25 protein-coding genes are annotated in these 25,289 nt (G+C 72.6%); 13 read left to right on the forward strand and 12 right to left on the reverse strand.

What is annotated here, in order from left to right:
- Positions 1-5 precede the first annotated feature (5 nt).
- Positions 6-770, reverse strand: coding sequence for a TetR/AcrR family transcriptional regulator (locus tag ABD978_RS04620; protein ID WP_345348787.1), 765 nt, complete (start codon positions 768-770; stop codon positions 6-8).
- A gap of 93 nt (positions 771-863) precedes the next feature.
- On the opposite strand from ABD978_RS04620, the gene ABD978_RS04625 reads away from it, so the two are divergent.
- The 5 genes from ABD978_RS04625 to ABD978_RS04645 all read left to right on the forward strand — a co-directional run bounded on the left by ABD978_RS04625 (position 864) and on the right by ABD978_RS04645 (position 7,019).
- A complete protein-coding gene (locus ABD978_RS04625; protein ID WP_345348790.1) occupies positions 864-1,670 on the forward strand; it encodes a tyrosine-protein phosphatase in 807 nt (268 codons plus the stop codon).
- Positions 1,671-1,724: 54 nt separating this feature from the next.
- Positions 1,725-2,876 (forward strand): winged helix DNA-binding domain-containing protein, encoded by a 1,152-nt coding sequence (locus tag ABD978_RS04630; RefSeq protein WP_345348793.1) that lies wholly within the window; start codon positions 1,725-1,727, stop codon positions 2,874-2,876.
- Positions 2,877-2,962: 86 nt separating this feature from the next.
- Positions 2,963-3,403: a MarR family winged helix-turn-helix transcriptional regulator gene (locus ABD978_RS04635; protein ID WP_345348796.1), complete on the forward strand. Its 441-nt coding sequence runs from the start codon at positions 2,963-2,965 to the stop codon at positions 3,401-3,403.
- The gene (locus tag ABD978_RS04640; RefSeq protein ID WP_345348799.1) at positions 3,400-5,238 is read left to right on the forward strand and encodes an ABC transporter ATP-binding protein; all 1,839 of its coding nucleotides are present in this window, start codon (positions 3,400-3,402) and stop codon (positions 5,236-5,238) included. The genes ABD978_RS04635 and ABD978_RS04640 overlap by 4 nt, the downstream gene beginning before the upstream one ends.
- On the forward strand, positions 5,235-7,019 hold the full coding sequence (locus tag ABD978_RS04645) for an ABC transporter ATP-binding protein (RefSeq protein WP_345348802.1): 1,785 nt from the start codon (positions 5,235-5,237) through the stop codon (positions 7,017-7,019). The genes ABD978_RS04640 and ABD978_RS04645 overlap by 4 nt, the downstream gene beginning before the upstream one ends.
- Positions 7,020-7,032: 13 nt before the next feature.
- Here the strand turns inward: ABD978_RS04645 and menD are convergent, their stop codons facing one another.
- From menD to ABD978_RS04660, 3 genes are all read right to left on the reverse strand, one after another.
- On the reverse strand, positions 7,033-8,694 hold the full coding sequence (gene menD, locus ABD978_RS04650; RefSeq protein ID WP_345348805.1) for a 2-succinyl-5-enolpyruvyl-6-hydroxy-3-cyclohexene-1-carboxylic-acid synthase: 1,662 nt from the start codon (positions 8,692-8,694) through the stop codon (positions 7,033-7,035).
- Positions 8,691-9,683, reverse strand: a complete 993-nt coding sequence (locus tag ABD978_RS04655; RefSeq protein WP_345348808.1) for an o-succinylbenzoate synthase — start codon at positions 9,681-9,683, stop codon at positions 8,691-8,693. The genes menD and ABD978_RS04655 overlap by 4 nt, the downstream gene beginning before the upstream one ends.
- Positions 9,684-9,802: 119 nt before the next feature.
- Positions 9,803-10,702: a 1,4-dihydroxy-2-naphthoyl-CoA synthase gene (locus ABD978_RS04660; RefSeq protein ID WP_252781354.1), complete on the reverse strand. Its 900-nt coding sequence runs from the start codon at positions 10,700-10,702 to the stop codon at positions 9,803-9,805.
- 180 nt (positions 10,703-10,882) lie between these two features.
- Here ABD978_RS04660 and ABD978_RS04665 point away from each other — a divergent pair, with 180 nt between their 5' ends.
- Positions 10,883-12,049, forward strand: coding sequence for an AMP-binding protein (locus ABD978_RS04665; protein ID WP_345348813.1), 1,167 nt, complete (start codon positions 10,883-10,885; stop codon positions 12,047-12,049).
- A gap of 58 nt (positions 12,050-12,107) precedes the next feature.
- On the opposite strand, the gene ABD978_RS04670 is transcribed toward ABD978_RS04665, so the two are convergent.
- Positions 12,108-12,521 carry a ribonuclease domain-containing protein gene (locus tag ABD978_RS04670; RefSeq protein WP_345348816.1) on the reverse strand — a complete coding sequence of 138 codons (414 nt, stop codon included), beginning with the start codon at positions 12,519-12,521 and terminating at the stop codon, positions 12,108-12,110.
- Positions 12,522-12,687: 166 nt separating this feature from the next.
- Between ABD978_RS04670 and ABD978_RS04675 the strand changes: the two genes are divergently transcribed.
- Together ABD978_RS04675 and ABD978_RS04680 are read left to right on the forward strand one after the other, a co-directional pair.
- On the forward strand, positions 12,688-13,071 hold the full coding sequence (locus ABD978_RS04675) for a hypothetical protein (protein WP_345348819.1): 384 nt from the start codon (positions 12,688-12,690) through the stop codon (positions 13,069-13,071).
- 257 nt (positions 13,072-13,328) lie between these two features.
- Positions 13,329-14,669, forward strand: a complete 1,341-nt coding sequence (locus tag ABD978_RS04680) for an RNA polymerase sigma factor (protein ID WP_345348822.1) — start codon at positions 13,329-13,331, stop codon at positions 14,667-14,669.
- A gap of 82 nt (positions 14,670-14,751) precedes the next feature.
- On the opposite strand, the gene ABD978_RS04685 is transcribed toward ABD978_RS04680, so the two are convergent.
- Genes ABD978_RS04685 through ABD978_RS04695 form a run of 3 tightly spaced genes read right to left on the reverse strand, consistent with a single transcriptional unit; the run spans position 14,752 to position 17,935 of the window.
- Positions 14,752-15,522, reverse strand: coding sequence for an ABC transporter permease (locus tag ABD978_RS04685; protein WP_345348825.1), 771 nt, complete (start codon positions 15,520-15,522; stop codon positions 14,752-14,754).
- The gene (locus ABD978_RS04690) at positions 15,519-17,069 is read right to left on the reverse strand and encodes an ABC transporter permease subunit (protein ID WP_345348828.1); all 1,551 of its coding nucleotides are present in this window, start codon (positions 17,067-17,069) and stop codon (positions 15,519-15,521) included. Before ABD978_RS04690 ends, ABD978_RS04685 begins: the two co-directional genes overlap by 4 nt.
- Positions 17,066-17,935 (reverse strand): ATP-binding cassette domain-containing protein, encoded by an 870-nt coding sequence (locus tag ABD978_RS04695; RefSeq protein ID WP_345348831.1) that lies wholly within the window; start codon positions 17,933-17,935, stop codon positions 17,066-17,068. Before ABD978_RS04695 ends, ABD978_RS04690 begins: the two co-directional genes overlap by 4 nt.
- Positions 17,936-18,190: 255 nt before the next feature.
- Between ABD978_RS04695 and ABD978_RS04700 the strand changes: the two genes are divergently transcribed.
- The 3 genes from ABD978_RS04700 to ABD978_RS04710 all read left to right on the forward strand — a co-directional run bounded on the left by ABD978_RS04700 (position 18,191) and on the right by ABD978_RS04710 (position 20,892).
- Positions 18,191-18,853 carry a response regulator transcription factor gene (locus ABD978_RS04700; protein WP_345348834.1) on the forward strand — a complete coding sequence of 221 codons (663 nt, stop codon included), beginning with the start codon at positions 18,191-18,193 and terminating at the stop codon, positions 18,851-18,853.
- A complete protein-coding gene (locus ABD978_RS04705) occupies positions 18,850-19,962 on the forward strand; it encodes a sensor histidine kinase (RefSeq protein ID WP_345348837.1) in 1,113 nt (370 codons plus the stop codon). Before ABD978_RS04700 ends, ABD978_RS04705 begins: the two co-directional genes overlap by 4 nt.
- A 162-nt stretch (positions 19,963-20,124) precedes the next feature.
- Complete coding sequence (locus ABD978_RS04710; protein ID WP_345348840.1) at positions 20,125-20,892, forward strand: dioxygenase family protein; 768 nt, start codon at positions 20,125-20,127, stop codon at positions 20,890-20,892.
- 91 nt (positions 20,893-20,983) lie between these two features.
- Here the strand turns inward: ABD978_RS04710 and ABD978_RS04715 are convergent, their stop codons facing one another.
- A complete protein-coding gene (locus ABD978_RS04715; protein WP_345348843.1) occupies positions 20,984-21,919 on the reverse strand; it encodes an NADP-dependent oxidoreductase in 936 nt (311 codons plus the stop codon).
- 112 nt (positions 21,920-22,031) lie between these two features.
- Between ABD978_RS04715 and ABD978_RS04720 the strand changes: the two genes are divergently transcribed.
- Together ABD978_RS04720 and ABD978_RS04725 are read left to right on the forward strand one after the other, a co-directional pair.
- Complete coding sequence (locus ABD978_RS04720; protein ID WP_345348846.1) at positions 22,032-22,436, forward strand: winged helix-turn-helix transcriptional regulator; 405 nt, start codon at positions 22,032-22,034, stop codon at positions 22,434-22,436.
- 53 nt (positions 22,437-22,489) lie between these two features.
- The gene (locus ABD978_RS04725) at positions 22,490-23,086 is read left to right on the forward strand and encodes a GNAT family N-acetyltransferase (protein ID WP_345348849.1); all 597 of its coding nucleotides are present in this window, start codon (positions 22,490-22,492) and stop codon (positions 23,084-23,086) included.
- Here the strand turns inward: ABD978_RS04725 and ABD978_RS04730 are convergent.
- Genes ABD978_RS04730 through nirD form a run of 3 tightly spaced genes read right to left on the reverse strand, consistent with a single transcriptional unit; the run spans position 23,025 to position 25,287 of the window.
- Positions 23,025-23,741 carry a sirohydrochlorin chelatase gene (locus tag ABD978_RS04730; protein WP_345348852.1) on the reverse strand — a complete coding sequence of 239 codons (717 nt, stop codon included), beginning with the start codon at positions 23,739-23,741 and terminating at the stop codon, positions 23,025-23,027. The genes ABD978_RS04725 and ABD978_RS04730 overlap by 62 nt on opposite strands.
- A complete protein-coding gene (locus ABD978_RS04735) occupies positions 23,738-24,916 on the reverse strand; it encodes a uroporphyrinogen-III synthase (protein WP_345348855.1) in 1,179 nt (392 codons plus the stop codon). Before ABD978_RS04735 ends, ABD978_RS04730 begins: the two co-directional genes overlap by 4 nt.
- Positions 24,913-25,287 (reverse strand): nitrite reductase small subunit NirD, encoded by a 375-nt coding sequence (gene nirD / locus ABD978_RS04740; RefSeq protein WP_345348858.1) that lies wholly within the window; start codon positions 25,285-25,287, stop codon positions 24,913-24,915. Before nirD ends, ABD978_RS04735 begins: the two co-directional genes overlap by 4 nt.
- Between the last annotated feature and the right edge of the window lie 2 nt (positions 25,288-25,289).

The following is a 25,289-nucleotide window of genomic DNA, read 5'->3' on the forward strand; positions in this document are numbered from 1 at the left end:
CCTCCTCAGACCGAACGGGACTCCACGAGCGCGCCGACTCCGTCGAGGATCCGGGCGAGACCGAACTCGAAGGCGTACTCGGGACTGAGGGCGGCCTGGTGAGCCTCGCCCGCGGCGGCCCCCACGCGGGCGGCGACCGGGTACCGGTCGGCCTCGAAGACCTCCGCCAGCAGCGGGGCGTGCGCCGCCCACCACTCCCCGTCGGTCATGCCCGTACGGCTCTGTGCCTCCGCCGCCTCGACCAGCAGGCGCGCCGAGCTCACCACGTGCTGCAGGACGAGGGTGAGCACCCCGTCCATCTCCACGTCGGTCAGGCCGATCCCCTCGACGGCACGCAGCTCCTCGTCGTACTTCGCCAGCGCGTTCGGCCCGAGGGCGGGGCGGACCGTCGCGACCTGCAGCATCCAGGGGTGCCGGCGGTGCAGCGCCCAGTTGGCGCGGGCCACCCCCGCGAGCCGCTCCCGCCAGCCACCGGACGTCTCGACCGAACCCGATCGCTCGCCGTAGACGGCGTCGACCATCAGGTCGACCAGCTCCGCCTTGCCGGGGACGTACGTGTAGAGCGACATGGCACCGACGCCCAGCCGTTCGGCGACCCGCCGCATCGACAGCGCGGCCAGTCCCTCGGCGTCGGCCGCCTCGATGGCCGCCCGGGTGATCTGCTCGGTGGTCAGCCGCGGTCTCGGGCCTCTCCGGGGACGTGGCCGGGCACCCCACAACAGCTCCATGGTCCGCGTGGGATCTCCGCTACCGCTGTACTCGGTCGTCACCCCGTAATTGTCTCCAAACCCGTCACCGCTCCGCCGATCGGCGCGCGCCCTCGCGACGTGGAACGGTCATCCACGCCGGATAAGGTCCAGACCATGAGCAAATGGATCGAACTGGAGGGCGCGGTCAACGTCCGGGACCTGGGCGGCCTGCCCACGGCCGACGGCGGGGCCATCCGTCCCGGCGCGCTGCTGCGCTCGGACAACCTGCAGGACCTCACCCCGGCCGACGTCCATCGCCTGGTCACGGACCTGGGCCTGCGCAACGTCGTCGACCTGCGCAGCGAGGCCGAGGTGAACCTCACGGGCCCCGGTCCGCTGACCGACGTGCCCACGGTCACGATCCACCACCTGTCCCTGTTCACCGAGGGCGGCCGGTTCACCGACGTCGAGGCCGACTCGCTCGACACCGACAAGATCCTGCCCTGGCAGAGCCGCCAGGAGGCCGGCCCGGAGAGCGACCGATCCGTCGGGCACTACCTCGGCTACCTCGCCGACCGCCCCGACTCTGTCGTGGGCGCGCTCCGCGTCGTCCCCGGCGGCACGTCGATCGTGCACTGCGCCGCGGGAAAGGACCGCACCGGCGTCGTCGTCGCCTTCGCCCTGCACGTCGCGGGCGTGCCCCGTGAGGAGATCGTCGCCGACTACGCGGCGACCGGCGAACGTCTGGAGGCCATCCTCGCCCGCCTGCGCTCCAGCCCCGTCTACGCCCAGGACCTCGACTCCCGGCCCGCCGACACGCACATGCCGCACCCGCAGACGATGGAGAAGTTCCTCGCGGTCATCGACGAACGTTACGACGGCCCCCTCGGCTGGCTCGAACGCCACGGCTGGACCGACGAGGACACCGCCGCCCTCCGCGCCACCCTCCGGGTCGACCTGGGCAGGTTCCGCAACCGGTGACCGAGTGATCATTGCGGCCGGAAACCGGCCGCATTCCCCCGTACGGTGTCGGCCATGGAGATGCTTCGTTCCCCCGGACCGGCGCCGTCCCCCACCGCGGAGGCGGGAGACGTCCTCGGCCGCCGGGCGCTGAACCGGGCGCTGCTCGCCCGCCAGTTGCTGCTCGCTCGCCAGGCCCTGCCGGCGGTCCGAGCGGTCGAGCGTCTGGTCGCGATGCAGGCCCAGGCGCCGCTGGCGCCGTACGTCGGGCTGTGGACCCGGCTGGCCGGGTTCCGGACCGACGAGCTCGCCGATGGGATCAACGGCCGCGACCTCGTCCGCAGCACGCTGATCCGCGGGACCATCCACCTCGTCAGCGCGGCCGACTGCCTGGAACTGCGTCCGCTCGTCCAGCCCCTGCTCGACCGCGCCCTCAGAACGGGATACGGCCGGCACCTGGCCGAGCTGGACCTCGAGGAGGTCGCGGCCCTCGGCCGGACGCTGGTCGAGGAACGGCCTCGCACCTTCGCCGACCTCGGCGCGACGCTCGGCGACGCCCTGCCGGACCGCGACCCCGGCGCGCTCACGGCGGTCGTGCGCACCCGGGTGCCGCTCGTGCAACTGCCGCCCCGGGGCGTCTGGGGCCGGGGCGGGCAGGCCGTGCACACGTCGGCCGAGGCCTGGCTGGGCCGGTCGCTGTCGTCGGACCCCTCGCCGGAGGACCTGGTGCTCCGTTACCTGGCCGCGTACGGGCCGGCCTCCGTCAAGGACCTGCAGACCTGGTCCGGTCTGACCCGGCAACGCCAGGTGATCGACCGGCTCCGGCCGCGCCTGCTGTCCTTCCGCGACGAGAACGGCACCGAACTGCTCGACCTGCCCGACGCACCGCGGCCCGACCCGGAGACGCCCGCTCCGCCCCGTTTCCTTCCCGAGTACGACAACCTGCTCCGGTCGCACGCGGACCGTACGCGCGTCCTCTCCGATGACCACCGCGGCCGGCTCGCCACTCCGAATGACTCCCCCCGGCCGACGTTCCTCATCGACGGTTTCGTCCACGGCACCTGGCGGATCACAGGCGAGCGCGACCGCGCCGTCCTCACCGTCGAGCCGTACGCGCCGCTGTCCGCCCGGGACCGTACGGCGCTGCTCGAGGAGGGCGCCCGGCTCCTGACCTTCGCCGCCGACGGAGCCGACCACGACGTCCGGATCGGCGACTCGTCGGGCTGACGGTACGCAGCAGCGAACATACTCCGGCCGTATAAGCCAAAAAATCGGTAGTACTCGTACGCAGTTACGAACTATATTCTGCCGCCATGGATGAGGTAGCAGAAGTGGTCGCTCGGGCGGCGAACAGCCTGGCGCAACGGATGCGGGCCGAGCGGCCGCGCGACGGGCTGAGCCTGTCGATGGTCGGCGTGCTGTCCCACCTGGACCGGGCGGGGGCCCTGACGCCCGGGACGCTGGCCGAGTTGCAGAAGGTCGAGCCGCAGACGATGACGCGGACGCTGTCCCGGTTGGAGGAGGAGGGCCTGATCGACCGGGTCCCCGATCAGGACGACCGCAGACGGCTGCGGATCAGGCTGACCGAGGCGGGCCGGGGGCGCCTGGACGACCATCTGCGGCCGAGGACCGACTGGCTGGCCCGCCGGATGGAGGAGCGGCTGACCCCGACCGAGCGGGAGTTGCTGCGGCTGGCCGGTGAGCTGATGGAGTCGCTGGTCTCGTGGGACGACGACCAGGCGGTCGCCCCGTGAGGCCGCCGGCGGCACTGCGGGACTCGCCGCGCTACCGCGTGCTGAAGACGCTGGCCGTCGGCTCGCCCGGCCTGCTGACCGGCGCCGTCGTCTTCATGCTCGCCGAGGGACTCATCCCCAATCTCGTCCTGATCGCCATGGGCCGGACCGTCGGCGCGGTTCCGGCGGCCGCACGGTCCGGGCTGGGCGGACACGACGGGGAGGTGCTGCTGACCCGCCTGACCGTGGCCGGCCTGCTGTACGCGCTGTCGCTGCTGCGCGGCCCCGCCGAGGACGTCCTGACCGCGATGGTCCAGGCGAGGATGAGCGCCCTGCAGCAGGCACGGCTGATCGAGGCGGTCTGCGCGCCCGCCGGGATCACGCACCTGGAGGACCCGGCCGTGCTCGACCGGCTGGCGTCCGCGCGCGGCGAGCTGTCCGCCTACCAGCCCGCCGGGGCGGCGATGACGCTGATCGGTCAGCTCGGCGACCGGCTCTCGGGCGTGGTCGCCTGTGCCGTCCTGGCCGGCTTCCGGTGGTGGCTCGGGCTGGGCCTGTTCGTCATGTGGCTAATGGTCCGGCGGCCGCTGCGGGCGCTGGTCCGGGCGCGGATCGCGACGTTCCGCAAGGCCACCGAACCGCTGCGGCGCAGCTGGTACTACATTCACCTGGCCTTCCGCCCGGCCGCCGCCAAGGAGGTCCGGGTGTTCGGCCTCGGCCCCTGGCTCGTCGGCAACTACCGGGAGCACAACGCCGAGGCGATGCGGCCCGCCGGCGAGGAGATACGGCGGCTGAACGGCCGGATCGCCATGTCCACCGTGCTGATCCTGGCCGGATACGGCACCGCCGCCGTCACCCTGGGCACGGCCGCGTACCGTCACACGCTGCCGCTGGGCACGCTCGTCACGATGCTGACCATGCTGCCCGCCACGATGCAGGTCGGCGGGCTGACGGCGGCCGACATCGCGCTGGAGACCATGCTGTCGTCCGTCCCCGACCTGGACGCGCTGACCACCGACCTGCGGCCCGCCCCCGTGCCCGCGGGCGGCGGGCGCGCCGTGGCCGGGCGACCGCACCGGGAGATCCGGTTCGAGGGCGTCTCGTTCCGCTATCCCGGCGCCGATCGGGACGTGCTGCAGGATCTGGACCTGGTGCTGGAGGCGGGCCGCTCCTTGGCCGTCGTCGGCGTCAACGGGGCCGGGAAGAGCACCCTCATCTCGCTGCTGGCGGCCCTGCGCACGCCGACCGCGGGCCGCGTGCTCGTGGACGGCGTCCCCCTGGAGGAGTTCCCGGTACGGGACTGGCAACGGCACGTCGCCGCGGTCTTCCAGGACTTCACCCGACTGCCGCTCACCGCCCGCGAGAACGTCACGATGGCCCTGTCCGGCGAGGCCGCCGACCCGGAGGTCCTGGCGGCGGTGGCGCGCCGGGCCGGCGCAGTCGAACCGATCGAGGGCCTCCCGGACGGGTGGGACACCATCCTGTCCGCACAGTACGACGGCGGCCGGGACCTGTCCGGCGGGCAGTGGCAGCGGATCGCCCTCGCACGGGCGCTGTACGCCGTCGAGCGAGGCGCGGGCGTCCTCGTCCTCGACGAACCGACCGCACAGCTCGACGTGCGCGCCGAGGCCCGCTTCTACGACCGCTTCCTGACCATCACCGAGGGCGTCACCAGCCTGATCATCTCGCACCGCTTCTCGACGGTCCGCCGGGCGGACCGGATCGCCGTCCTCGACGGCGGCCGCATCACCGAGTCCGGGAGCCACGACGAGCTGCTGCGGGCCGGTGGCACGTACGCCGAGATGTTCCGGCTCCAGGCCGCCCGTTTCGCACCGAGCCGGGAGGCACGCCGGTGAAAGGCACTTCCGCCCTCACGACCCTGATCGGCACCGCCTGGCGGGCGGCGCCCATGACGCTGCTGTGGGCGTTCGCGGCGGCCACCGCCGGGGCCGTCGCCTCGGCCACCTTCCCCCTCGGCTTCCACTACATGGTCGACGGGGCGCTCGCGCACCGCTCCGATGAGATCACCTTCGGTGTGGCCGTCGTGGCGATCCTCTTCACCGTGGCGACGACGCTCACCACGCTGTCGGTCACCGGGAACTGGACGCTCACCGACCGCCTCAACCTGTTCGTCTCCGAGCGCGTCGCGCTGCTGCTGAGCACCGCTCCCCGGCTGGAGCACTTCGAACGCAAGGAGCTGCTGTCGGAGGTCGACCAGCTTCGCGACGACCGCCGGAGCCTGGCGGCCGCGCCCCGGCAGCTGCTCCGGGCGTGGCAGGTGGCCATCCGGGGTGGCGTGATCATGCTGCTGCTGGCGACCGTGTACCCACCGGTCATGCTCGTGCCGCTGTTCGGGCTGATCCCGGCGCTGGCCGACCGGCGGGCCGGGCGCGTCCAGGCCCGCGCCGGCGACGAGCTCGCCCCGGTCCGGCGGCTGATCGGCGACCTGTTCACGCTCGCCACCACGGCCGAGACCGCCAAGGAACTGCGCACGTACGGCGTCACCGACGCGCTGGCCGCCCGCCACGCCGCGCTCACCGAGGACGCCCGCCGGCGCGACGTCCGGGGCGCGATCCGCGGCGCGGCGTGGGAGGCGCTGGGCTGGACCGGGTACGCCGTCGCCTTCGTCGGCGTCATCATCGTGCTGGTACTGCGGGCGGCGCACGGGCACACCTCCCCCGGGCAGGTCGTCATGGCCGTGAGCCTGATGCGACGCGCCCAGCGCCAGATCGCCGGCGCCTCCGACACCGCCGGGTCCCTCGCCACGGCCGTCCGCACCGCCCGGCGGCTCGTCTGGCTCGAGGACTACGTCGAGAAGGAGACCCGAATGCCCGCCGCGGCGCCGGTGCCCGACCGTCTCCGCACGGGCCTCCGCCTGGAGGGCGTGGGCTTCCGCTACGCGGGAGCGGCCGAGGACGTCCTTCAGGACCTCACCGTGGACCTGCCCGCCGGGGCGACCGTCGCGATCGTCGGGGAGAACGGCGCGGGCAAGACGACGCTGGTCAAGCTGCTGACCGGGATGTACCGGCCGACCGCCGGGCGGATCCTGGTCGACGGCGCCGACCTGGCCGGCATCTCCCCCGACCGGTGGCGCACGCGGACCACGGCGGTGTTCCAGGACTTCGTCCGCCCCAACCTCATCGCCCGTGAGGCCGTCGGCATCGGCGACCTGCCCCGGATCGAGGACGAGGCCGCGGTAGGCGCCGCGCTGGCCACCGCGGGGGCCGAGGACCTGCCGGCCCGGCTGCCCCAGGGTCTCGCCACTCCCCTCGGCCGCTGGTTCACCGGCGGCAAGGAGCTCTCCGGCGGGCAGTGGCAGCGGATCGCGCTCGCCCGCGGCCTGATGCGGACCGACCCCCTGCTGACCGTCCTGGACGAGCCGACCGCGAGCCTGGATCCCGCCGCCGAGGCCGAGCTGTTCACCCGGTTCGCCGAGCTGTCCCGGTCCGGACGCCGGGCCGGCGGCGTCACCCTGCTCATCTCCCACCGGTTCTCCACCGCGCGCACCGCCGACCTGATCATCGTGCTGGCGGGCGGCCGGATCACCGAGGTGGGCGACCACGAGACCCTGCTCGCCCGCGGCGGCGGCTACGCCGAGCTGTTCACCCTGCAGGCCAAGGCGTACGAGACCGGCTGAGCACCGGAGGGTCTCAGACGCCGAGGAGCGACCGGACCGCGTCCTGCGCCGCCTCGCGCATCCGGGCGTGGAACTCGGCGTTGGCCGCGCGGTCGGTCCGTGCCTCCACGATCCGCAGACCCTCCTTGGCCACGACCTTGGACAGGTCGTTCAGCGACTCGAGCCGGGCGTACGGGATGCCGTGCGCCGCCGCGATCGAGGCGATGTCCACCTGGTGCGGCGTGGCGAACACCCGCTCGAACGGCTCGGGGAACGACGCCTGCGGCAGCAGCGAGAAGATCCCGCCCCCGACGTTGTTGATCACGATGATGGCCAGGTCGGGCCGCTGGTCCTGCGGCCCGATGACCAGGCCGTTCTGGTCGTGCAGGAAGGCCAGGTCGCCCAGCAGGGCGTAGGCGCGGTTGCCGTGCGCCAGCGCGGCGCCCATCGCCGTCGAGACGAGGCCGTCGATGCCGCTGGCCCCGCGGTTGGCGAGGATGCGGATGCCCCGGCGCGGGTGCATCGTCTGGTCCAGGTCGCGGATCGGCATGCTCGCCGCCGCCAGCAGCAGCGAGCCGCCGGGGATGGCCGCGACGAGGTCCCGGGCGAGCCTCGGCTCGGTCAGCTCGTCGGTGGCGTCCAGGACCGAGTCGACCGCGTTGCGCGCGATCAGGTCGGCGGTCCGCCAGGACTTCAGCCACGAGTCGTCGCCCGACACGACCGGGATCTCCGCCTCCTGCGCCACCTGCGTGGCCGACCGGACCGGGTCCGGCCAGCGCGCCAGCGACGGGGAGACGACGACGTGCTGCTCGGCGCGGCGCAGGAACGACAGCAGCGGCCGCGACAGCCCTGGTTTGCCCAGCGTGACGACGACGTCCGGGTGGTGCCGGTCGACGAACTCGGGCACGCCGAGCAGGAAGTGGTGCGCCGACAGGGCGTGGTCGCCGTAGCGGGCGTTGCCGTTCGGCTCGGCCAGCACGGGCCAGCCCGCCATCGACGCCGCCGCGACGTAGCGCTTGACGTTGACCGCGCCGTCGCCGACGACGAGGACGCCGCGGCGGGTCGGGGGCACGTGCAGCACCGAGCCGGGCGTCGCCGCGCGCACCTTGGTCCAGGCGCCGGTGACGTCGCCGTCCAGCGGCTCGCACCAGTCCTCGTCCCCGTCGGGGATCAGCGGCTCGCGGAACGCGAGGTTCAGGTGGACCGGGCCGGGGTCGGGCTGCTGCGCCGCATGCCAGGCGCGGCTGGCCAGCGACCGCCAGTACGCCACCATGCCCGGACGCTCCTCCGGTGTGCCGACCTCACAGCTCCAGCGCACCGCCGTGCCGTACAGCTTGACCTGGTCGACCGTCTGGTTCGCGCCGGTGTAGCGCAGCTCCGGCGGCCGGTCGGCGGTCAGGATCAGCAGCGGCACCCCGGCCTCGTGCGCCTCGACCACGGCCGGGTGGAAGTTGGCGGCCGCCGTCCCCGACGTGCAGATCACCGCGACCGGGCGGCCGCTGCGCTTGGCGATGCCGAGCGCCAGGAACGACGCGGACCGCTCGTCGATCCGCACGTGCAGCCGGATCTTCGACTGCTGGTACAACGCCAGGGCCAGCGGCGCGGACCGGGAACCCGGCGCCAGGACGGCGTCGGTCATCCCGCAGCGCGTCAGCTCGTCGACCAGTACGGTCGCCAGCGCGGTCGCCGGGTTCATCGAGCCGCCTCTGCGTCCGTCACCAGTGGCGCCCCGCCCAGCTCCCGTTGCGCGTCACCCGCGCGCCGTCGCCAGGCCGCGCCGTCCACCTCGTATCGCCGCAAGGCGTCCTCGTCCACCTCGGGACGGCGCACGTCGATCGCGCCGTCGGTCACCGTGAGCGGGTCGGCCACGACGTCGCCCTCCAGCAGCGACAGGGTGCCGAGCCCGCAGGCGTAGGGCAGTTCGGGCAGCGCGGCGGCCAGCGCCGCGCCCGCGGCGAGCCCGACCGAGGTCTCCACCGCGCTGGAGACGACCACCGGCAGCCCGCACGCCTCGGCGACGCGCAGCGCGGCGCGTACCCCGCCCAGGGGCTGCACCTTGAGCACGACGACGTCGGCGGCCTCGGCGGCACGGACCCGCAGCGGGTCCTCGGCACGGCGGATCGACTCGTCCGCGGCGATCGGCGTCTCGACGCGGCGGCGTACGGCGGCGAGCTCGTCCAGCGTCGCGCAGGGTTGCTCGGCGTACTCCAGCTCGCCGAGGAGCCGCAGCATGCGGACGGCGGTGTCGGGGTCCCAGGCGCCGTTCGCGTCCACCCGGACCTTCCCGCCGGGGCCGAGCGCGTCGCGGACCGCCTCGACGCGCGCGAGGTCGTCGGCCTCCGGCTGCCCGGGTTCGGCGACCTTCACCTTGGCCGTACGGCAGCCGGACGCGGCGGCGATCCGGTGGGCGGTGTCGGCGTCGACCGCCGGCACCGTGACGTTGACCGGGATCCGGGACCGCAGTGGCGCGGGCCATCCGTCATGCGCCGCCTCGCGGGCCGCGGCGAGCCAGCGGGCGCACTCCTTCGGGCCGTACTCCGGGAAAGGGGAGAACTCCCCCCATCCGGCAGGGCCCCGCACCAGCATTCCCTCTCGCCGTGTCACCCCGCGAAACCGCGTGCGCATCGGGATGGCGAACACGCGCAATGGCCTGACCCCCCTGTCCGGAGACGCTGCTTCCCGCATTACCTTAGGGCCGCGTGTCCCCCGCTCGTGCACGGGCCGGTCGGTACCGGGGCCGACGATCTCGGAGGTCCGGGCGGCTCCGGCGCCCCGCGTGCGGGCCGCGGGGCGGAGCCGGGAGGTCAGTAGTACCAGGGGAAGCGGGACCAGTCGGGCGCACGCTTCTCGAGGAAGGAGTCGCGCCCCTCGGCGGCCTCGTCGGTCATGTACGCCAGGCGGGTCGCCTCACCGGCGAAGACCTGCTGGCCGACCAGACCGTCGTCGATGAGGTTGAAGGAGTACTTCAGCATCCGCTGCGCGGTCGGGCTCTTGCCGTTGATCTTCCGCGCCCACTCCAGCGCGGTCCGCTCGAGTTCGGCGTGCGGCACGACGGCGTTGACCATGCCCATGCGGTGCGCCGCCTCGGCGTCGTACGTGTCGCCCAGGAAGAAGATCTCCCGGGCGAACTTCTGCCCCACCTGCCGGGCCAGGTAGGCCGAGCCGAAGCCGCCGTCGAAGCTGGCGACGTCCGCGTCGGTCTGCTTGAACCGCGCGTGCTCGCGGCTGGCCAGGGTCAGGTCCGCGACGACGTGCAGGCTGTGCCCGCCGCCGGCCGCCCAGCCGGGGACGACGCAGATGACGACCTTGGGCATGAAGCGGATCAGCCGCTGCACCTCCAGGATGTGCAGCCGGCCCGCGCGTGCGGGGTCGATGGTGTCGGCCGTCTCGCCCTCGGCGTACCGGTAGCCGTCCCGGCCGCGGATCCGCTGGTCACCGCCCGAGCAGAACGCCCACCCGCCGTCCTTCGGGGACGGGCCGTTGCCGGTGAGCAGCACGCACCCGACGTCGCTGGACATCCGGGCGTGGTCGAGCGCGCGGTAGAGCTCGTCGACGGTGTTCGGCCGGAACGCGTTGCGGACCTCGGGCCGGTCGAACGCGATGCGCACCGTGCCCTGGTCCACCGCCCGGTGGTACGTGATGTCGGTGAAGTCGAAGCCCTCGACCGCCTTCCACGCGTCCGGGTCGAACAGCTCGGAGACCATTCGGTGTTCCTTTCCAGCCCGCCGGCGGCCCGCTGCCTGTCGGCGCCCGCTCTATTCAAGCGCGTCGGCGGTCCGGTTCCGTAGTCGGTGTCCGGGGTCGTCGCCGACACGGTGGCCGCCTTTACATAGTAATTTGAATGATCAATCAAGTTCCGTCACTGCACTAGGCTGATCGGCGTCATGAGCCGAAGCCTGCACGCCGTCATCCTGCCGCCCGGCCCGTCGCTGTTCCGCCGCCTGGAGGCGGCGCTCGACGGCACCGGCCCGGCGATCTGCCCGCTCTCCCCCGAGCTGCCCGCCCCCGCCCTGACCCGGCTGCTCGACGCGCTCCGCCCGGCCTGGGTGGAGACCGCCGACGGAAAACGGCGGTACGACTGCGGTACCGGCTGCGCGCCGGGGCCGGCGGTGGCCGACGACACGGCGGTGCTGATCGCCACGTCCGGATCGACCGGCGCCCCGAAGGTCGTGGAGCTGGCGGCGACGGCGCTCCGGCACTCCGCCTCGGCGACGCTGTCGCGGATCGGCGCCGAGCCCGGCGACCGCTGGCTGTGCTGCCTGCCGACCAGCCACATCGCGGGCGTCCAGGTCCTCATCCGGTCCCTGGTCGCCGGCACCGACCCGGTGATACACCCGCGCTTCGACGTGTCAGAGGTCGCGGGATCCGGCGCGGCCCACATCTCGGTCGTGCCGACCCAGCTACGCCGCCTCATCGACGCCGACGTCGACCTGCGCGGCTTCCGGTCGATCCTGCTCGGCGGGGCGGCGCCGCCGCCCGACCTCGTGGCGACGGCCCGCTCGCGCGGTGGCCGGGTCTTCACGACGTACGGGATGAGCGAGACCTGCGGCGGCTGCGTCTACGACGGCGTCCCCCTCGACGGCGTGTCCGTCGAGATCGGCGCCGACGGGCGCATCCGGCTGGCCGGCCCGGTGCTGTTCGGCGGCTACCGGCTGCGGCCCGAGCTGACCGCCGCCGTACGGGACGGCGCGTGGTTCGTCACCCAGGATCTCGGCGTGCTCGAGGACGGGCGGCTGCGGGTACGGGGCCGGGCCGACGACGTCATCGTCACCGGCGGGGAGAAGGTCGTGGCGGGCGAGGTCGCGGCGGTGCTGGCCCGGCATCCCGGCGTACGGGACGTCGCCGTCGTGGGGCGCGACGATCCCGAGTGGGGCCAGCGGGTGACGGCCGTCGTCGTCCCCGGCGACGATCCGCCGGACCTGGAGGAGCTCCGCGCCCGGGTCCGCACGGAGCTCCCCGCGTACGCGGCGCCGCGCCGGCTCGAGCTCGTCGAGGAGTTGCCGCTGCTCCCCTCCGGCAAACCCGACCTCGAGCGCCTGCGCCGGGGTTGACGCCGAGGGCGTGTCCGGTGGATCCCGTCCGTGGCGGGCGGCGACCCGCCGGACGCGCCTACAGCTGGTAGAAGTCGGTGTAGTGGTTCGGCGAGAACCAGGTCACGCCGGTGCTGCGGTTCACCACGATCCGGTACGCGTCGCGCGCGGCGCCCTTCGCGCGGGAGTACACGTCGTACTCGTAGTAGGTCGCGCCGCTGGGCAGTTCGCCCTCCCGGTTGTAGAACCGGCCGCCGGTGTAGTTGTACTTGCCGTCCGGCCAGGAGTACCAGCCGCTGGTCGTGGGATAGCCCTTGGACGCCCAGATCGAGTCGGCCGAACGGGCGTCGGCGCACCGCGAGATCGTGCAGGAGCCGTAGACCGACGCGCCGGCGTGGGTGACGCCGACCACGCCGGCCACGGATGCGGTCGCCGCGACGGTGACGGCGAACCGGACCGGCCAGGTGGAGCGAGAGCGTTGGCGGGTGTGCACGGAGCCTCCTTGTCAGGGGGACGGTCACCCGTCATGATCAGCCTTGTCAGGGCGCCGTTGAAGCCCCGAACCGCCAAAAAATGGTGAATTCTTCTACTGATCGAGGTAACCGCCCGCGCGACGCCGCGGCCCGGCGGGCCCTGCGGCTCTGGGAGAATCCGTCGTCGTGGTGGTACGCCCTGCATTCGCCCTGTTGATGTTGGTCGCCGTCGCGGGTTGCGCGAGTGAGCGCCATCCGCAGGCGCGGCCGACCCGGTCCCTGGTGATCCCGACCCCGTCACCGTCCCCCACCGGCCGGCCGCGGCTCGCCCGTCCCGGCACGGAGTGCGGCCAGGTCACCACCGTGACCGGAGGCCGTGCCACGGTCCAGGTCGTACGCGGCCGGACGAGCTGCGTCGAGGCGATGAGCGTCTTCGAGAAGTACAACGACCCCGACACTCCGGCGGAGGGCACGGCCGGCCTGGTGGTCATCGGCCACTGGACCTGCGGCACTCGTGGCACGATCACCACGTGCACGTCGAAGATCGCGACGATCCGCACCCATCGCTGAGGCCGGCCACGCGGAGTGGTCTTGGTCACACCTGGTGACGACCCGCGGAGGCGCTTACCCCGCAGGTCGGGCGGGGTGCTGATAGCCTGTGCGGCTGGCAGGCGAGGGGGGCTTTGCCGTACCCGGGCGCGTGCACACGTGAAAGTTTCCGCTCTGCGGGAACAACCCGGCCACGATCGTGCGTTTCCGATAGTGCGCGCGCAAGCAGACGACATACGTCCCATACCGCTAGGACACGAAGGGAGGGAGGTGTCCTCATGCCGCGAACCGCTGCTGCGACCATGCCCGCAGGGCTGACGCCCTTCGAGGAGCTTCTCGACCGTGGCCGTTCTCAGGGGCACCTCTCGCTGGACGAGGTGCGCAATGCCTTCCAGGAAGCCGGCATCACCCCCACGCAGGGCCGCTCCATCATTCGCCAGCTGACCGACGCCGGAGTCCGACTGGCCAGCGAGGACAAGACCGAGGCCGCGTCCACCAAGAAGGGTACGGCCACTGTCAAGAAGGCCAAGCCCGCCCGCGCCAAGAGCAGGACCGCGGGCAAGGCGAAGGCCGCCGAGGCCGAGGCGCCGCGGGCCGAGACCGGATCCGAGCACCCGGCCGACCCCGACGCGGTGGACGTTCCCGCCGCCGAGCTCGAGTCCGATGACTACGAGGTCGACGCCCCGACCGACCTGGACGACCAGTCCTCGGTCATGGGCGACTCGGTGCACACCTACCTCAAGGCGATCGGCCGCCGGCAGCTGCTCACCGCCGCGCAGGAGGTCGAGCTCGCCAAGCGCATCGAGGCCGGACTCTACGCCGAGCACAAGCTCGAGACCGAGACCGGGCTCTCCGAGGACGACCGCGATGATCTCGAGCTGGTCGCCGAGGACGGCCGCCGGGCCAAGGCCCACATGCTCGAGGCCAACCTGCGGCTCGTCGTCTCGGTGGCGAAGAAGTACGCCGACCGCGGCCTGTCCCTGCTCGACGTGGTGCAGGAGGGCAACCTCGGCCTGATCCGCGCGGTGGAGAAGTTCGACTACACCAAGGGTTACAAGTTCTCCACCTACGCGATGTGGTGGATCCGGCAGGCCATTCAGCGTGGCTTCGCCGACTCCGCCCGCACGATCCGGCTGCCGGTTCACGTCCTGGAGATGCTGAGCAAGCTCAGCCGCGTCGAGCGGGACATGCACCAGCGTCTGGGCCGCGAGCCCACTCCGGAGGAGCTGGCCGAGGAGCTCGACAAGAGCCCCGCCCAGGTCCAGGAGCTGCTGCGGACCAGCCGCCAGCCGATCAGCCTGGACTCGACGATCGGCGAGGACGGCGAGACGCGCATCGGCGACCTCATCGAGGACACCGACAGCCCGGAGGCGTCCGAACTGGTCGACCGCCAGCTGATGGCCGACCAGCTGCGCCGCGCCCTGTCGGTGCTCTCCCCGCGGGAAGAGAAGATCATGGCGATGCGGTTCGGGCTGTACGACGGCACGCCGCGCACGCTGGACGAGATCGGCAAGCACCTCGGGCTGACCCGTGAGCGGATCCGTCAGCTCGAGAAGGAGTCGCTGTCCAAGCTGCGGCACCCGAGCAACGCCCAGCCGCTGCTCGACTTCGCCAGCTGAGCGGACCGAGCCGACCGTACGAAGGCCCGCCGGGAGCACCCGCTCCCGGCGGGCCTTCGCGTTCCAGGTCGCAGGCGACCGCTCAGGCGTCGCGCCGCCGGAGCAGGAGTCCGGCGATGAAGAGCGCGGCGACCGCCCACCCGCCGAGGACTCCGAGGCCGGTCCAAGGGGCGATAGGGAGGGAACTGAGGTTGGTGGTGGCCTGGCCGGCCAGCCCGGCGGTCATGGGGGCGATCTGTTCGAGGTGTCGTCGCAGCGGGTCGGCGACGGCTTGGGCGAGGATCGGGGGCAGGTAGAGCAGGGCGAGGACGGCTCCGATCGAGACGGCGGTCTCGCGGATGGCGGTGGCGACGCCGAGGGCGAGCAGGGCGATGAGCATGAGGTAGAGGCCGCCGCAGGCGGCGGCCCGCAGAGTAGGCCCGTGGCTGATCGAGATGAGTGCGTAGCCGTGAGCTGGGTCGAGGCCGGCGCCGGGGAGCATCAGTCGCCCGATGAGCAGGCAACCGGCGACGGCGAGCAGTCCGGCGAGGAGGGTGAGGCCGGCGACGTTGACGGCTTTGGCGGCCAAGACGACCACGCGACGGGGCATGGCGGTGAGGGTGAGGCGGATCATGCCGTTGCCGTACTCTTCCGAGACGGCGAGGACGCCGAGGACGGCAACGACCGCCTGGCCGAGAGTGATGCCGGTCAGGGCGAGTTTGGTGGGGTCCTGCCCGCGGTCGGAGGATACGTGGGTGGTGGCGGCGATGCCGGCGCTGACCGCGACGGTCAGGACGACGGCGCCGATGAGGAGCCAGGCCGTGCTGGTCAAGGTGCGCAGTTTGGTCCATTCGGCTCGCAGCGCGTCGATCATGCGTCTCTCCGGCGCAGCGTGACGGCGGCGATGCCGAGGGCGAGGGCGGCGTAGGCGCACAACACGGCAAGGCCGGCCCACCAAGAGAGCGGATAGTAGCCGTTTGCCATGGTGTAGGGGTAGGCGACCTGCGCAGATCTGGGGAGAGCGCCCAGGACGGAAAAGCCGGCGGCTGGAGTGAGGCGGAACAGCCACTGCTCAGCGCCACCGGACATCGATGAGCCGATGATGTATGGCAGGACGAACACGACGATGCCTGCCGTGACGGCACCGGCGCTCTTCCGGACGATGGTGCCGGCGGCGAGGACGGCGACGGCGGTGACGGCGACCAGCGCGCCGGCGCCGGCGATGATGCGCGCCATGGTGGGAGTGCTGACCGGGAAGACGTAGGCGCCGTTCGCTTTGAGGATGTGCTCGCCGAGGGGGACGGCGACCGCAGCGGCGAGTGCTCCGATGACGAAGGCAGCGGCGCCGATGACGACTGCCTTGGCCGCGAGCACGCGATGCCGGTGCGGGGTGGCAGCGAAGGTGGTGCGGATCAGGCCGCGGCGGTACTCGACGGTGATGAACATCGTGGCGACCACGATGATCGCGATCAGGCCGACGATGAGCCCGAACACGATGGTGCTGGAGGGGGTGTCGGTGCCGAGGAGCCCTTCCACCACGGCGGGGGCGATGTCACCGGAGCCGCGCAGGACGAAGGAGCTGCCGGTGCGGTGGTAGCTGCCGCCTGGCAGTTTCGGGTAGAAGTCCTGAGCGCCGATGCTCTGCTCGCGCCAGGCGCCTTGGGTGACGTGATCGAAGGTGGCGGTGGCCTGGGTGGCGAATCCACTGCTTGAACGATCGAACGACACGGGCGAGGTGACGAACAGCCCGACATGCACGGTGGAGGGAAGCCCCGCCAGGCGCGCGGCGCCGATCTTGGTCCAGGCCGTGCCGTCGGTGGAGTCGTAGCCGGTGAGCGTGTCGCCGGTCCGGGTCAGCCGCAACCAGCGTGGCGAGGTGTCGGAGACCGGCCCGGGCCGGCCGGCCTGGTCGTGGGTGTAGTTGTCCTGGAAGCGGACGCCGTGAGCGCCGGTCGCCATGACTGCGGCGTAGGGCGATCCTTGCTTGGTGCTCGGCCGCAGGAGGATCCCGGCCTTCGCCCAGGCCGCTAGGCCGGGGCGGGTCTGGGCGAGTGACGGGGCGACGTTGGTCGGGTTGGACGAGGTCACCCCGGTGAGTGAGCGGACCTGCGCGGTGATCGTGCCGTCGCCGGTGAGCGGTTGCTCAACGAACTGGTAGCTGTCAGCGACCGCTTCGCCGTCCGGTCCGGTCGCCACGTAGGGATGACCAGACTGACAGGTCGAGCCGGTGCCGGTGCAGGTGCCTTCGTGGGTACCGTTGGCGACAAGGAACGTGAACGTGGTGCACAGCACGACGGCGACGCCCAGGCCGATCAGCCAGCCCCGGATCGTGCGGAACTTGGTCCACTCCGCCCGAAGAACCGGCCGAAAGCTCTCCCGCTCAGGTTGGGCGGTCGGGCGGGGCGCTGCGGTGGTGGTCATCGTCGCGCCTCCCGGTGCAAGGTGCCGGCCTGGTACTCGGTCTCGCTGCTGGTGAGCTGAAGGTAGACGTCTTCGAGCGTCGCCCGGTGCGTGGTGACCTCGGAGAAGGGCACGCCCGCTTGGCTGAGGATTTCCACGACGCGCTGCGCGGGGACCCCGGACACGGTGACGGTGTGGGCGTCGGTGACGGTTGCGGCGGTCGCGGACCGGTGCAGCGCCGCGGCAGCGTCGGCCGGCGCCGAGGTGCGCAGCCGGACCTGGTCGCCCGAGGCGCGGGCGACCAGGTCCTCGACGCGGGCGTCGGCGAGTACACGGCCGCGGCCGACCACCACGACGTGATCGGCGATACCTTGCAGCTCGCCCATCAGGTGGCTGGAGACGAGGATGGCGCGTCCCTCTGCGGCGAGGGAGCGCAGCAGCCCGCGCATCCAGATGATCCCTTCGGGGTCCATGCCGTTGAACGGCTCGTCCATGATGATCATCCGGGGGGCGCCGAGCATGGCCGCGGCGATGCCGAGGCGTTGGCGCATACCCAGTGAGTAGCCGCCGGCTTTCCGACGTGCCGCGCTGCCGAGCCCGACGAGCTCGATCGCGGCGTCGACGGGGCCGGCGGACATGCCCTGGGAGTGGGCCAGCCACAGCAGATGGTTTCGCCCAGTGCGGCTGGGCTGGAGGGCGGCGGCGTCGACCAGCGCACCGACGTGGTGCAGCGGGTGCGGCAGCTGCGCGTAAGGCCTTCCGCCGATCAGGGCGTGGCCCTCGTCTGGGGCGTCCAGGCCGAGGATCACCCGGATGGTGGTGGATTTGCCCGCACCGTTCGGGCCGACGAAGCCGGTCACCGTGCCGGGCGTGACCGTGAAGGTCATACCGTCGAGGGCGACTGTCGGCCCGAAGCGTTTACGTAGGCCGCTGACTTCGATCGTTGCGTCGCTCACGTGCTCGTCCGTCCTTGGTCATGGGGATGGTCTTCGCCACCAGATGTACGGCACGGCAGGTGTCAGCCCGGTGGCAGCCGCCGACACCGGGCTGACACCCTGTGCCTGTCATCGTGAAGAGCGACGTGGTCGATGTTCCGAACCGGGCCTCGCCGCCACAGGTAGGAACCCGAATGGAGAACGGCCGTGAGAGTGCTCGTCGTCGAGGACTTCGAGGTCCTGGCACGCTCGATCGGGACCGGCCTGCGCCGCGAGGGCATGGCGGTCGACGTCGTCCTCGACGGCAGCGACGCGCTCGATCACCTGGCTGTCACCCGATACGACGTCGTGGTCCTCGACCGGGACCTGCCCGGGGTCCACGGAGACGAGGTGTGCCGGCAGATCGTCGCGAAACGGTCGAACAGCCGCGTACTGATGCTCACCGCCGCCGGCACCGTCAAGGACCGCGTCGACGGCCTCGGATTGGGCGCCGATGACTACCTTCCCAAGCCGTTCGACTTCTCCGAACTGGTGGCCCGTGTCCGCGCTCTCGGGCGGCGAGCCGCGCCCGCGACACCACCGACCCTCCACGCTGGTGACGTCACACTCGACCCCGGCCGTCGGGTCGCTTTCCGTGCTGGACGGCGCCTGGAGCTGAGCCCGAAGGAGTTCGCGGTCCTCGAATGCCTCCTCGCCGCAGGAGACCGGGTGGTCTCCGCCGAAGAGCTCCTCGAACGGGTCTGGGACGAGGCAGCCGACCCCTTCACCACCGCGGTCAAGACGACCATCCGCCGGCTGCGGGCCAAGCTCGGCGACCCGCCCCTCATCCACACCATCCGCGAGGCCGGCTACCGGATCGGAGACCAGTGACGCGCCCGGTGAAGAACGTCATGTCCCTCCTGCGCCGCCGGCCCATCTTGCGGGTGCAGCTCACTCTGCTCTACTCCGGCCTGGCTCTCGGTCTGCTGGCAGCGGTCCTGCTGGCCACCAACCTCCTCTACGGCCACAGCGAACAAAGAGCCCCGGCCGGCACCCCCGCCGCTCCGGCGACCGGCGGCCGCACCTTTGACGTCGGTCCCGCCGCCATCGGCCTGGGTGCCGTGGCCATCGCCATGGCCGGAGCCTGGTGGCTCGCCGGCAGATTCCTTCGCCCCCTGCGCGTCATCACCACCACCGCCCAGGAGATCTCCGCCACCAACCTGGACCGACGGCTCGACCTCACCGGCCCGGCTGACGAGCTCACCGACCTCAGCAGGACCCTCAACGATCTCTTCGGACGGCTTCAGGCCGCCTTCGAAGCCCAGCGCCACTTCGTGGCCAACGCCTCCCACGAACTGCGCACCCCCCTCGCCGGCCAGCGCACGCTTCTCCAGGTCGCTCTCGCCGACCCCGCCGCCGATACCGAAAGCCTGCGGGCCGCCTGCGAAGAGGCACTCCGCCTCGGAGACCAACAAGAACGGCTCATCGAGGCCCTGCTCACCCTCGCGACCGGCGAGCGGGGAGTCGAACGCTGGGACCCGATCGACCTCGCCGAGATCACCCAGGGCGTCATCTCGGGCCACCGGCGCGAAGCGGACCACCGCGGCATCCGCATCGAGGCCGGTCTCGCCCCCGCACCAACCGTCGGAGATCCCCGACTGGTCACCAGTCTGATCGCGAACCTCCTCGACAACGCCCTCCACCACAACATCGCCAGGGGCCACGTCACGGTCTCGACCACCTCATCGACGGAACATGCGAACATCGCGATCAGCAACACCGGCCCGTCGATTCCCCGCCAGGACCTCGAACGCCTCTTCCGGCCCTTCCACCAAGCCGGCACGGAGCGGGTACACCGCGACGGACATGGCCTCGGTCTCGCCATCGTGCTGGCCATCGCCAAAGCACACGGCGCCAGACTCGCAGCGCATCCCCGCTCAGAAGGAGGACTCACGGTCGAAGTGAGTTTTCGGCTGAAGCGGAAGTCGTACCGGGACTGACCGCCGAGCTCCCTATCCATCCTTCGAACAGAAGATTGACTAATTCGGTCAAGAAACCCGACTCGATTCTCATAAACTTTTAATCAAGCATCGATATCTTTTCATGGAACTCCCAGGAAAGGGGTCTTCACGCACCGCCGGGTACCTTTTACGCTCCCGGTCATGGCTGAAGAACTGCACGACCACGACCGAGGTCTCTCGTTCGACCTGGGCACGTTAAGCCGACGCAAGGCGCTCCTTCTCATGGGCGGCGCGGGCCTCGCGGCCATGGCATCCGCCCTGCCGGGCAGGGCCGACGCCGCCGCGGCCGCCTGCACGGAGATTCCCAGCGAGACCGCCGGGCCCTACCCCGCCGACGGCTCCAACGGGCCGAACGTGCTGACGCAGAGCGGCATCGTCCGCAGCGACATCCGCTCCAGCTTCGGCGGCCTGAGCGGAACCGCCACCGGAGTCCCCCTCACGATCAAGCTCACGATCGAGACCAGCTCCTGCGCGCCTTTCCCCGGCGCCGCCGTCTATCTGTGGCACTGCAACGCCACCGGCGGATACTCGCTTTACTCCTCCGGGCTGAGCAGCGTCAATTACCTGCGCGGCGTCCAGGTGGCCGACAGTTCCGGTCTGGTCACCTTCACCAGCATCTTCCCGGGGTGCTACTCCGGCCGATGGCCGCACATCCACTTCGAGATCTACCGGACCCTCGCCGACGCCACCGCCGCGGGCGACCCCGTGAAGACCTCACAGCTGGCCCTTCCCGCAGACGTCTGCCGGGCCGTGTACGCCACCAGCGGCTACGGATCGAGCGCCTCGAACCTGTCCCGGGTCAGTCTGAACACCGACATGGTCTTCAGCGACGGATACGCCACTCAGCTGGCCACCGTCACCGGCAACACCACATCCGGCTACACCGCCACCCTCACCGTCCCGGCCTGAACCGCCGCCCATGGCGCGTGACCGGCCGAGCACATCGCGCTCGGCCGGTCGCCCGGCGATGAGGACCCGTTCCCGGCGGGCGGTCGCCGGCTCAGGGCACGAGCACCGGGCGGCCGCGCAGGCCGCTCTTCTCCAGGAGCCGGTGGGCCGTCGCCGCCTCGGTCAGCGGGAACGTCCCGGCCACCCGCGGCGTAAGGCGTCCGTCGGCCGCGAGCAGCGCCAGCTCGGCCAGCCGCGGCCCGTCGGCGCGGATCCACACGTTGGCGACCCGGGTGCCGCGCAGCGCCGGCGGGGCCGCGCCGCCGACGACGGCCACGAACGCGCCGCCGCCGCGTACGGCCTCCAGCGCGGGGAGACCGACGACGGCCGCGTCGATCGCGGCGTCGACGCCACCGGGCACCACCGAGCGGACGGCCGCCGACAGCTCCCGCGTCCGGGGTACGAAGATCTCGGCGCCCAGCCCGCGGACCGGTTCCTCGTCCTGCGCCCCCGCGACCGCGACGACGCGGATCCCGCGCAGCGCGGCCAGTTCGGTGGCGAACCCGCCGACGGCACCGGCCGCGCCGGTGATCAGGAGGGTCTGCCCGGCCCGGAGGTCCAGGAGGTCCAGGGCCTGGTCGGCGGTGAGGACGTTCAGCGGCAAGGTGGCCGCCGTCTCCGGGGACAGCCCGGCCGGCCTGCGCGCGATGGCGTCCGCGTCGAGGACGACCTGGTCGGCGTGGGTGCCCAGGGGCAGGTCGAGCCGGTCGGACAGCCCGATGACCTCCTCTCCCGGCGCGAACCCGGCCACGCCGGGGCCGGTCGCCTCGACGACCCCGGCGACGTCCCAGCCGAGGCCGGTCACCTCGCGCGCCGCCATGATCCCGCCCTGGACGAGAAGACCGGCGCGGGCCGCGACGTCGACGGGGTTGACGGCGGCGGCGCGGACCCGGACGCGTACCTGGCCGGAGCCCGGCTCGGGAACCGGGACCTCGGCGAGCTCCAGGGCCTCCGGGCCCCCGTAGGAACGAACGACGACCGCGCGCATGGCGTAGTCCTTTCTCCGTGTGTCGGTTTGCGGTACACCGGAAACCTACGGATTGCTACTCTCTATCGGGAAGTACGTACCTGGAAGTGCGTAAGCCACCCTCAGGAGAGCCATGCCGACCCAGACCGCCGCCGAGCAACGGGCCGAGGCCCGCGCCGCCTTCGACGCGTACCTCGCCACCTGCCCCGCCCGGGAGCTGCTCGACCGGATCAGCGACAAGTGGGTCACCCTCATCCTGAACGCGCTGGCCGACGGCCCACGGCGCTACAGCGACCTGGGCCGGACCATCGCGGGCGTGAGCCAGAAGATGCTCACCCAGACGCTGCGGACGCTCGAACGGGACGGCATGGTGACCCGCACCGTCACTCCGTCCGTACCGGTCCGTGTCGACTACGAGCTGACCCCGCTCGGTATGAGCCTGCTGCCGCTCGTCCAGGCGGCGAAGGAGTGGGCCGAGACGCACATCGGCGAGGTCCACGCCGCCCGCGCGACCTACGACGCGCCGGACGCCCCCTGACTTCGCGGCCCGGGGCGAAGGGGGCCGGTGCCGGTCCGGGAGAATGGCCGACCGTGAGCCGACGCGTAGAGATTCACTGGCCGACCTCAGCCGACGAGCGCCTACGCGCCGGTGTGCACCGGATGATCCACTCTGTCGTCGAGCTCGGCGGGGCGGTGGGCTGGCTGACCCCGCCCGAGCGGGCGGAGACCGACCGGTGGCTGGACGAGGTCCTCGACCGGGCCCGGGCCGGCGACGCCGCTCTGGCGCTGGCCCTCCTCGACGGCGAGGTGGCCGCCGGCGGCCTGTGGCGTCGCGGCGCCACCGACGTCTTCCGTCACAACGCGGAGGTGCAGAAGGTCATGGCGCACCCGAAGGCGCGCGGGCTCGGGCTGGGCCGGCGTGTCCTGGAGGCCGTCATCGACCACGCCCGCACGAACGGAATCGAGGTGCTGACCCTCGGCGCCCGGGGCAACAACCACGGCGCCATCGAGCTGTACGAGCGGCTCGGCTTCCGCGAGTGGGGACGCCTGCCCAACGCGATCGAGGTCGGCGACCATCGGTACGACGACGTGCGGATGTTCCTCGAGCTGGGGCGTCCGGCCCACGTCATCCTGCGCGGCTCACCGCCCGACGGTCCCGGATACTCGCCCCGGCGGCCGCGGCCGTGACCGCGTCGTCGTAGCGACGGAGGACGACCCGCGCCAGCGCGTCGTGCACGCCCAGCGGCGGTGCGACCGCGTCGGCGCCCGCGGCGAGCATGCGGTCGTGGAAGTGGCCGGGCGCCAGCAGGTAGGAGGCGACCGCGATCCGGCGCGCGCCCCGGGCCCGCAGGCCGCGCACGACCTCGGCGAGTTCGGGGCCCGCTCCGGCCGCCAGGCCGTACGACACGGGGCGGCGCAGGCGACGGCCCAGCAGGTGCGCGGCGGCGGCCGCGTCGGCGACTCCCCGCTGGTCGGAGGTGCCGGCCGCGCCCAGCACGACCGCGTCGGCGTGCCGGTGCCGTCCCAGCCGGTCGGCCAGTGCCCCGGCCAGCAGCGGGTGCGGTCCCAGGGGCCGGGCGACCGTGACGTACGGGCCGGCGCGGCCGGGGATGTCGACCAGCGTGTGATAGCCGCGGCCGAGCATCAGCGGAACCGCCACGACCGGGCTCCGCACGGCGGGCAGCCCCGCGAGGGCGTCCTCCAGGGACGGCTCGGTGATCTCGGCGTACGACTCGACGACGGTCAGCCCGGGGCGCAGGACGCGGAGGCGGTCGAGAAGGGCGCGGATGACGGCGGCTCCGGCCGGGTCGCGAGTGCCGTGCCCGACCGCGAGCAGCGTCATACCGCCTCCGGGGCACCGGCGCGCGGGGTGGAGCGGATCGGTTCGCAGGCCAGCCGGTAACCGCGCTTGACCACGGTCTCGACGAGTCCACCCCGGCCCAGGCCGCGGCGCAGCCGCGCGACCGCCATCTCCACGGCGTGCTCGTCCGGGTACGGGCGCCCCTGGCTCGTGCCGCCCGGCAGCGTCCGGCTCGGCAGCACGGTGCACAGCTCGGCACGCGAGACCACGTGGCCGGGACGGCGGGCGAGGGCCCGCAGGATCGCCATCGGCGCCGGGGCGATCGGCTTGAGCTGCCCGTCGATCACCACGGCGTGTCCGCGCAGCTCAAGGGCGTGACCGGCCACGGCCACCCGGCTGGACCGCCGGACGGGCAGCTCGGCGGCGAGCGCCCGGACGAGCGCGCCGAGGCGGGCGCGCTCGGGTCGTACCGTCGCGACGTCCCGCTCCTCCAGCGGCGCGGCGGTCACCGGACCGACGCACGCGGCGACCACCTGGGTGCGCAGCGCGTCCAGCAGCGGATCCTCGAGGTCGTCCTCGGCCGCGACGGCCAGGGTCGCGGACACCGCCGGGGCGCTGGTGAAGGTGATCGCGTCGATGGTGCCGGCCACCGCCTGCCCGACGAGCCTGCGCAACGGCGTCGGATCGTCCGTGCGGGCCCAGCGGTAGACCGGGACCTCCACGACGTCGGCGCCCGCGCGCCGCAGCGCGCCGGTGAGGTGCGGCGTCGGCTCGCCGTAGAGCTGGACGGCGATCCGCCGGCCCCGGACGTCCTCCTCCAGGAGGTGACGCAGCACCTCGTCGCAGTTCTCCGACTCGGGCGACCATGCCTCGGCCATCCCGGCGGCGCGCACGGCGCCCTTGGCCTTCGGGCCGCGCGCCAGGATGCGCACGTCGCCCAGGCGCTTGATCAGGTCGTCTCGCAGCCCCCAGCCGTCGGCCGTCTCCAGCCAGGCCCGAAGGCCGATGCCGGTCGTGACGATCACGTCGTCCACCGGGTCCGCGAGGATCTCGCGGGTGGCCGCCAGCAGCTCGGCGTCGTCGGCGAGCGGCAGCAGCCGGATCGCGGGGGCGTACACCACGCGGGCGCCCTTGCGCTCCAGCAGCGCCGACAGCTCCTCGTGCCGACGCGCCGCCGTGACGCCCACGGTGAATCCGGCCAGGGGCGCGTCGTTCACGACTCGGCCACCTCCACGCGGCCACCGGCACGCCGTATTCGGAAGGTCGGCACGGCCACGGCCGGGTCGTCCAGGCAGCGGCCCGTTGCGAGGTCGAACACCTGCTTGTACATCGGGGAGGCCACGGTGGGCAGCCCACCGCGGGTCCCGACGATCCCCCACGCCAGGACGTTCGCGCCGCTGAACGGGTCGTGCCCGGACAGGGCGTACAGCGCGCCGTCGTAGGTGCGGAAGATCGCGACCTGCCGGTCGCCGACCAGCGCGCAGACGCCGCGTTCGGGCTGCAGGTCGTCGTAGTCGCAGACGGTCGTCCACGTCCGCACGGCCGGCGTGCCGGTGATCGCGGGCGCCGGCGCCAGGGTCTCGGTCAACG

It is taken from the genome of Actinoallomurus liliacearum, from assembly GCF_039542035.1.
Lineage (GTDB): Bacteria > Actinomycetota > Actinomycetes > Streptosporangiales > Streptosporangiaceae > Actinoallomurus > Actinoallomurus liliacearum.